Here is a 7,840-nt window from a genome sequence, read left to right as displayed (position 1 = left end):
CGCCCATCCCTCTGCGCCCGTTCGACGTCCTCCAGGTCTGGCACGAGCGTTTCGACGACGAACCCGCCCACCGGTGGCTGCGCGGCATGGTCTCCCGCGCCGCCGCCGCACCGCGCGACGACCGCTAAACCCTTGAGAATCCAACGGTTTTTCTGTCGGAACAGCCCGGCTGTCGATCACCGACAGAGGCACTGAACGTCGATTCACCTGTAGGCGAGCATCCGATGGGCCGACCGGTGTAGGGTGCGACCCTATGACTTCTTCCGAGAAGCTGATTTTCACGCAAACCGTGGAAGCGCTCTTCGTGCGCGCCCTCGAGAACCGCCTCACGCCAGCGTGTCGGGAGCACCTGCGCCGAGCGGGCCTGGACCTCGACCAGAAGCTTGGGCGGACGTATTCGCTGGAGCAGTGGAAGGAGTTCCTCCGCATCGCCGCTGGGCACGTCTACGGCGGAGTTCCCGCCGAAGCCGCGTACTACTCGCTGGGCGAGCGGTTCATGGACGCCTACTTCGGGACCTTCTTTGGTCGCGCGCTCCTGGGCGTCGTCCGGCTGGCCGGCCCTCGGCGGATGCTGCTGCGCGCGGGGATGGGCTTTCGTGCCGGCAACAACTTCAGTGTGGTCGAAATCGTTGAGCGCAGCCCCACTTTCCTGGAGCTGAAGATGAACGACGTGCTGGCGGACGTGCCGACGTTCTCGGCCGGATTGCTGGCCCGGGCGGTGGAGCTGTGTGGAGGCTTCCGGGTGGTGGCACTACCCGAGGAGTTCGACGGGACGTCGGCGACGTTCCACATCCGCTGGGCGGAAGTCACGGCCGAGTCGGCGATGCCGCCCCCCGAGGACGGCTCCGCGGGTGCATCCCGTCCGCGTGCGTGAGTGAGTCCCGCGCGCCCCCGGCGCAATCCGCCAGGGTGGCGCGCGGAACGCCATGCTCGCGAAGCTTGCGAGCGGGCACGCTGACGGCTCCGGGAGCACGCGCTCCCGAGTGAAGCCTCGCGGCCCACCCTGCTCCCTGTCGCTGGCATCGCCGCTGCAATCCCTGGGTCCGGACGCGGAGGACTCATGGACAACGACGGCGGCGGTGCGATGGTGAAGCTCGAACGGGGCGCGCTCTGGGGTTGGGGGCTGGTGATTCTGGTGGCGGCGGTGCTGGCGGGAGCCGGCGTCTGGCACGGGCTGCTCCATGGAGCGCCCGACACTCCCACCGCCGTCGCCCAGGTGCCGGTGGCGCCCTCGGTGGTGGACCGGGCACCGGACGCGCCCTTGCCGCCCGCGGCGGAGGTCGACGCGCTGTTGCGCTCGCGGCTCGCCGGGGCCTCGTCGCTGCCGCAGTTCGGCGCCTGGCTGCGGGAGGCGGACCTCCTGCGCCGCTTCGTCGCCGTCGTCTCCAACATGGCCAACGGCGACAGCCCTCGGGCCGTGGTCGCCTTCCTGGCGCCGTCCGGAGACTTCCAGGTGAGCAGCCGCGAGGGCCGCACGCTCGTCGCGAAGAAGGGGTACACCCGGTACGACACCGTGGGCCGGGTGGTGGGCAGCCTCGACTCCACGCTGCTGGTGGATACGTACCGCGAGGTGCACCGGCTGACCGAGCGGCTCCATCAGGAGAGCGCCCCGCCGGGCAGCTCCTTCGAGGCGACGCTGCAGCGGGCCTTCGAGCAGGTGCTGGCGGTGCCGGTGCTCGACGGGGACGTGGAGGTGGTGGCGAAGGGCGCGCTGTACGTCTACGCGGACCCGGCGCTGGAGGCGCTCACGCCCGCGCAGAAGCACCTCTTGCGGATGGGGCCCGCGAACCTGCGCCACATCCAGGGCAAGGTCCGCGAGGTGTCCCTGAAGCTCAACCAGCAGGCCTCGAGGCCCTGAGGCCCCGTCAGCCCCCCAGGCGGGCCCCCGAGACGCGGGAAGGGCTTCCCTCCCCTCCTCGCGCCGGGATGTTGGTATCTGCCCTCATGCGCTCCTCCCTCCTGCCCGTGTTGATGCTGTGCACGGCGCTCACCGGCGTCATCGGTGGCGCCGTGTATTTCATCCAGCGGGACAGGCAGGCGCTGGTGGACCAGTTCGCCCGCGAGCGGCGGGCCCAGCTCCAGGAGGCCGCCCGAGGTGTGTCCGAGGCCCTGGAGGACGTGGGTGAGGACCTGCGCTTCACCGGTGAGCTCTTGTCCCAGCCGGGCACGGCCGAGGAGCACCGGCGCGAGCTGCGCGCGCTGCTCGAGGCCGTGGGGCAGTACAAGGCCATCGTCGTCTTCGGGCCGGATGGGAAGGAGCGCCTGCGGCTCCTGGACAAGCGCACTGGCGCGTCGCTCGCGAAGCAGTACCCAGGCGAGGAGCTGGCCCGCACCGCGAGGAGCGTGCTGGAGGGAGCCTCGGGACACATCGCGTCCTCGCCGCCCCTGTCCGGGGATTCGACGGGGTGGCTGCGGGCCTTCGCCACCGCCCTGCCCGAGGATGCGCCCGATGGCGGCGGGGCCGTCGTCGTACTGGTGGACGCGGAGCCGCTGTTCGCGCCGCTGAAGCTGCTCACCGCGGAGAGCGACACCCATCTCCTGCTGCTCGGCGCGCATGGCTCACCCACCGCGCTGAGCGCCCCGACGCTGGCGGCCCGCTATCAGCGGCTCGGCACGGATGCGAGCGGCACTCCGGGCCTCGCGGCGCTGTCGCGGCGGATGCTCGACGGGGAAGCGGGCTCGCTGGTGATTGAGCGGACGGAGGCGGTGAAGCTGGGGCTGGGAGACGCGGAGGTGGTGGCGAGCTTCGTTCCGGTGCGCATCAAGAACGGCGCGCTGTGGCCGCTCGCCACGCTGTCCTCCACGCGCGGGCTGCGCTCGCACGAGCGGAGCCTGGTGCTGCGGCTGTCGTTCGCGGCGTTCCTCATCTCGACCTTCCTCATCGCGTTTGGCGTGTACGTGGTGCTGGCGCGCAGCCGCGCCGTGGCGCTCCAGGAGAGCCTGCGACATGCGAGCCGCCTGGCCCACCTGCACGACAAGACGCAGAAGATTCTCGACCACATCCCCACGGGGGTGCTGGCCCTGTCGACGTCGGGACGCATCACCTCCGCGAATCGCGCGCTGAGCACGAAGATGCCGCCGGACGTGGTGGGCGCGACGCTGGCCACGGCGTTTCCGCAGGCCCATGCCCCCGTCATCCAGCGGCTGGAGGAGCTGGTCAACGCGGCGGGCGGAGACAACCGCGTGCGCAGCCTGCACGGCGAGCCGCTGCGGCTCTTCGCCGAGGAAGGGCAGTACAACGTCCACGCGGTGCCGCTGGAGCCGCACCAGCCCGACGTCCGCACGCTGCTGGTGCTGGAGGACCTGAGCAACCTGCGCGCGCTGGAGGGACAGTTGCTGCGCGCGGAGAAGCTGGCGACGGTGGGCGTGCTGGCGGCGGGAATCGCGCACGAGATTGGCACGCCGCTGGGCGTCATCCGGGGCCGGGCCGAGTACGTGCAGGACAAGCTGGGCCCCGAGCATCCGCAGTCCGCGGGGCTGGGGACCATCGTCGAGCAGATAGACCGGGTGAGCCGCACCATCCGCCAGCTGCTGGACTTCTCGCGGCTGCAGCCCGCCGAGTCGCGGGCGGTGACGCTGCCGTCCGTCGTGAAGAGCGTGCAGGAGCTCTTGCGCGTCGAGGTGGAGCGGCGGCGCGTGGACCTTCACCTGGATGTGTCACAGCCGTTGCCGGCGTTGGCGGCGGACGCGGACCAGCTTCAGCAGGTGCTCGTCAACCTGCTGCTCAACGCGTGTGATGCGTGTGAGCCGGGGGGACAGGTGCGGCTGACGGCGACGCCGGGCGAGGCGGATGCATCGGGGGCCTGGGGTCGGGTGCGCATCACCGTCGAGGACGACGGGTGCGGCATCGCCGCGAGACATCTGCATCAAGTGTTCGACCCATTCTTCACCACCAAGAAGCGCGGACTGGGCACGGGCCTGGGGCTGACCATGGTGGCGCACATCGTGCGGAACCATGGCGGGCGCATCGAGCTGGACAGCGCGCCCGGACAGGGCACGCGTGTGACGCTGCAATGGCCCGCCGCGGCCCCCGCGCGAGAGGAGCAACATGTCGGTTAGAGCCCGGGTTCTCGTCGTCGATGACCACGTCGAGATGGGACAGATGCTGCGCGAGCCCTTGTCGGATGCGGGCTACGCGGTGGATGTGGCCTCGGGAGGCGCGGATGCCATCGCGCAGCTCCGGGGCGGGGTGTACGACGCCGTCATCTGCGACTTGCGGATGCAGGACGTGGATGGCTTCGACGTGCTGGAGACGGCGCGCAAGCTGGACCCGGACCTGCCGGTGTTGATGATGACGGCCTTCGGCGGCGTGGAGAACGCCGTGGAGGCGATGAAGCGCGGGGCGTGGCACTACTTCGCCAAGCCCTTCCGGTTGGACGAGGTGCGGCTGTACGTGGGCCGCGCGCTGGAGGAGCGGCGGGTGCGCTCCGAGCACCGCACGCTGAAAGCGCAGGCGGAGGACCGGGGCCGGCTGGGGGCGATGGTGGGGCGCAGCGCGGCGATGCGAGCGCTGTATGCGCTGGTGGAGCGCGTGGCCTGGTCCAGCGCGCCGGTGCTGGTGCGGGGAGAGAGCGGCAGCGGCAAGGAGCTGGTTGCCCGGGCCCTGCACTTCGAGGGCACACGTCGCGCGGGGCCCTTCGTCGCCGTCAATTGCACCGCCCTGCCCCACTCGTTGCTGGAGAGCGAGCTGTTCGGCCACGTGAAGGGGGCGTTCTCCGGAGCGACGAGCGCCAGGCGAGGCCTCTTCGTGGAGGCGGATGGGGGGACGCTGTTCCTGGATGAAATCGGGGACATGGCGCCGGAGCTGCAAGCGCGGCTGTTGCGGGTGCTGGCGGATGGCGAGGTGCGGGCGGTGGGAGCGGACGGTTCGCGGACGGTGGACGTGCGGGTGGTGGCCGCGACGCACCAGGATTTGGAGGCCCGGGTGAAGGAGGGCCGCTTCCGGGCGGACTTGTTCTACCGGTTGAATGTCGTGACGTTGCAGGCGCCGCCGTTGAGGGAGCGGCCCGAGGACATTCCGGCGCTGGCCGAGCACTTCCTCAAGCAGGCGCGGGCGCGGAATCCGCGGTCTCCGGTGCAGCGCTTCGAGCAGGAGGCGGTGTCCGCGCTGTGTGCGCAGCGGTGGCCGGGGAATGTGCGCGAGCTGGAGAACCTGGTGGAGCGGTTGGTGGTGCTGGGGACCCGGGACACGGTGGACTTGGAGCAGCTCCGCCCACACGTCATCGAGGGCGGCGCGGAGCAACACCCGTTGCTGGAGGCCCAGCGGGAAGTGATTCCCCTGCGCCGGCTGGAAAGCGAGTACATCTCCTGGGCCGTCGCGCGGTGCGGCGGAAACAAGACGCGAGCGGCGGAGCTGCTCGGGATTGACGTCTCCACCATCCACCGTCGGGAGCGTTCGGAAGGCAAATAGCCAGGGGTGCCTGGGCGTTCTGCAAGGCCGCGCGGGGAGGACTCGCGGGGCTCTCGACGGAAAGGGCTCCCGGCACGGCGCGTGCTCTGTGACGAGCGCATGCGCCCTCTCCTCTTCACGCTTTTCGTCGTCGTTGGACTCGCGGGTTGTGCCGCGCGGCAGCCCACCCCCACCGCGTCCACGGATACGCAAACACCCCATGCTCCGGTGGCAGTGAGGCCGGAGCCGGAGCGCCCCTCCTCCATGACCGAGAACCCAGACAAGGACCTGCTCCCCCTGGCGTTGGAGCCTGTCTACTTCGAGCTCGACTCGACGACGCTGCGCCCCGAGTTCCGGGACACGTTGACGCAGCTGGCGGACGCGCTGCGCAAGAGGCCGCAGGCCCGCGTCAATATCACCGGGCACACGTGTGAACTGGGGACGACGGAGTACAACCTGGCCCTGGGCCAGCGCCGTGCTTCCGTGGTGCGGGATTACCTGCGGCGGCTGGGTGTGGAGCCTGCGCGGCTGTCCACGCTGTCGTATGGCGAGGAGCGGCCCCTGTCGACGACGGAGTTGGAGAAGAACCGTCGCGCGGAGGTGAAGGTTTCGTCGGAGTGGATGAACTGATTGAGGGCGTTGGGCGGGTTTGGCGCCCATACCTCCCCTCTGCTCCCCCCTTCTCCCCCATTCGCGCTCCTGTCCTTCTCATGCTCGAAATGCCCCAGGGCCGATCTCGCGCACTCGAGTGCCCCGCCGAGGCCCGCTGCCTCATGGCCATGAGCGACGGCCTGAGGAACTCCGCCCCCCGGCAGCGCCACCCAACCGCTCGCGGAGTTCACGCAGCCGGTCGCGCGCCACGGAGAGCACCGTCCCGTCCTTCAGGTGCACGCGCGCGTCGCCGTAGCCCCCCAGGACCTCCACAATCGCATCGAGCTGGACGAGCGTGGCGCGGTGGATGCGCAGCCAGCGCGTCGGGTCGAGTCGGCGTTCGAGCTCCGCGAGCGACATGTCCACCACATCGGCGCGCCCGGCACGCGCCACGTAGACGAGCCGGTCCTCGGCGTACAGGTGCGTCGCGTCCGCGAGCTCCACCACCCGCACGCGTGTGCCCGTCCTCGAGGTGAGCCGCGACAGAGGCGCGGGTGGCTGGAGCGCCGCTTCCAGCGCACGCAGCCGCTCCTGCGCGAGCAGGGGGTGCATGCGCACAAGCTTGTCCAGCGCACGCGCAAGGCCTCGCGCGTCCACCGGCTTGAGCAGGTAGTCCACGGAGCTCACCTCGAAGGCCTGCAGCGCGTACGTATCGAAGGCGGTGGTGAACACCACGGGCGGCGGCATGGGGAGTGCCCGCACCAGCTCGAAGCCGCTCATGCCCGGCATCGACACATCCACGAACAGGGCGTCCGGGGGCGCGGCGCGCAGTGCCTCCGCGGCCTCCACCGGATCGGTGTACGTGGCCGCCACCGTCACACGCCCGGTTTCCTCGAGCATGCGAGCGAGGCGCCGCAGCGCGAGCGGCTCGTCATCCACGAGCACGGCGCGAAGGAGCCCGGGTGCACTCATGCGGCCTCCGTGCGCGGAAGCCACACCCGCACGCACGCGCCGACACCGCCCTCGCCACGCGAAATGGACAGGCCCGCCTCCTCCGCCCCGTAGGAGGACACCAGCCGCCTCGTCAGCATGTCGAGTCCGTGCCCTGGCGGCGGCGGCCCCGTGATACCAGGCCCGTCGTCCCGCACCTCCAGGTAGACGCGCCCGGCGTCCGCGCGCACCGACACCCGGACCTCGCCGCCCTCGCGCCTCAGGGACACGGCGTACTTCACGGCGTTCTCCACCAGCGTCTGCACCGCGAAGGGAGGCACCGCGAACCGCTCGAGGCCCGGCTGCACGTCGAGCGAGCAGCGCAGCCGCGCCCCCAGCCGCACACGCTCGAGCTCCAGGTAGTCGGACACCAGGTCCAACTCGCGCTGCAGCGGTACATGGCGCCCCGCCCCCGCATCCAGCGAGGAGCGCAGCACGGACGCCAGCCGCTCCACCATGGCCTCCGCCGCGCGCGGGTCCTCGCGCACCAGCGTGGCGATGGAGTTGAGGGTGTTGAAGAGGAAATGGGGCTGCAGGCGCGCGGACAGCGAGTCGAAGCGCGCCTCGGCCTCCAGCCACTCGGCACGCTCGCGCAGCGCCTCCGCCTCGCGCACGCGCGCGTCCCGCCCGCGGATGCGGCCCGCCATTCGGGAATACACGAACGTGCACACTCCCGCGGGCAGGCTCAGCACCAGGCCGATGCCACCCTCGACGAACAGGTGCCGCTGAAGCTCCGAGGCGGGAAAGGCGCCCAGGCCCGCCAGCGTCACCGTCGCCACCGTCATCATCACGGCCGTGATGACCCCACACGCGGCCATGCACTTGAGCAGGGCGGGCACGGGCGCCTTTCCCGCCTCGGAGCTTCAGCGG

7 protein-coding genes are annotated in these 7,840 nt (G+C 70.9%); 5 read left to right on the top strand and 2 right to left on the bottom strand.

The genetic code is table 11. The features are described from left to right. The first annotated feature begins 253 nt into the window (after window positions 1-253). The 5 genes from HUW62_RS43940 to HUW62_RS43920 all read left to right on the top strand — a co-directional run bounded on the left by HUW62_RS43940 (window position 254) and on the right by HUW62_RS43920 (window position 6,019). On the top strand, window positions 254-874 hold the full coding sequence (locus HUW62_RS43940) for a DUF2378 family protein (protein WP_163864953.1): 621 nt from the start codon (window positions 254-256) through the stop codon (window positions 872-874). Between the two features lie 186 nt (window positions 875-1,060). Then, window positions 1,061-1,858 (top strand): DUF3014 domain-containing protein, encoded by a 798-nt coding sequence (locus tag HUW62_RS43935; RefSeq protein ID WP_163864952.1) that lies wholly within the window; start codon window positions 1,061-1,063, stop codon window positions 1,856-1,858. An 86-nt stretch (window positions 1,859-1,944) separates the two neighbouring features. Continuing rightward, complete coding sequence (locus HUW62_RS43930) at window positions 1,945-4,059, top strand: nitrogen regulation protein NR(II) (RefSeq protein WP_176437850.1); 2,115 nt, start codon at window positions 1,945-1,947, stop codon at window positions 4,057-4,059. Then, entirely contained in the window at window positions 4,049-5,410 is a 1,362-nt protein-coding gene (locus HUW62_RS43925; RefSeq protein ID WP_163864950.1) for a sigma-54 dependent transcriptional regulator, read from the top strand. Before HUW62_RS43930 ends, HUW62_RS43925 begins: the two co-directional genes overlap by 11 nt. Window positions 5,411-5,653: 243 nt before the next feature. After that, complete coding sequence (locus HUW62_RS43920; RefSeq protein WP_240356296.1) at window positions 5,654-6,019, top strand: OmpA family protein; 366 nt, start codon at window positions 5,654-5,656, stop codon at window positions 6,017-6,019. Between the two features lie 141 nt (window positions 6,020-6,160). On the opposite strand, the gene HUW62_RS43915 is transcribed toward HUW62_RS43920, so the two are convergent. Beyond that, window positions 6,161-6,952: a LytTR family DNA-binding domain-containing protein gene (locus HUW62_RS43915; RefSeq protein ID WP_176437849.1), complete on the bottom strand. Its 792-nt coding sequence runs from the start codon at window positions 6,950-6,952 to the stop codon at window positions 6,161-6,163. Continuing rightward, window positions 6,949-7,809 carry a histidine kinase gene (locus HUW62_RS43910; RefSeq protein ID WP_176437848.1) on the bottom strand — a complete coding sequence of 287 codons (861 nt, stop codon included), beginning with the start codon at window positions 7,807-7,809 and terminating at the stop codon, window positions 6,949-6,951. Before HUW62_RS43910 ends, HUW62_RS43915 begins: the two co-directional genes overlap by 4 nt. Window positions 7,810-7,840 lie beyond the last annotated feature (31 nt).

The organism is Myxococcus sp. AM011 (genome assembly GCF_013372595.1).
GTDB lineage: Bacteria > Myxococcota > Myxococcia > Myxococcales > Myxococcaceae > Myxococcus > Myxococcus eversor.
The sequence above is the reverse complement of the archived record's forward strand: the minus strand, read 5'-3'. Positions and strand labels throughout refer to the sequence as shown.

Bases quoted from the DNA above. Each gene is read 5' to 3' on its own strand.
- HUW62_RS43925 (WP_163864950.1), top strand. From the start codon at position 4,049: ATGTCGGTTAGAGCCCGGGTTCTCGTCGTCGATGACCACGTCGAGATG.
- HUW62_RS43935 (WP_163864952.1), top strand. From the start codon at position 1,061: ATGGACAACGACGGCGGCGGTGCGATGGTGAAGCTCGAACGGGGCGCG.
- HUW62_RS43940 (WP_163864953.1), top strand. From the start codon at position 254: ATGACTTCTTCCGAGAAGCTGATTTTCACGCAAACCGTGGAAGCGCTC.
- HUW62_RS43915 (WP_176437849.1), bottom strand. From the start codon at position 6,952: ATGAGTGCACCCGGGCTCCTTCGCGCCGTGCTCGTGGATGACGAGCCG.
- HUW62_RS43930 (WP_176437850.1), top strand. From the start codon at position 1,945: ATGCGCTCCTCCCTCCTGCCCGTGTTGATGCTGTGCACGGCGCTCACC.
- HUW62_RS43920 (WP_240356296.1), top strand. From the start codon at position 5,654: ATGACCGAGAACCCAGACAAGGACCTGCTCCCCCTGGCGTTGGAGCCT.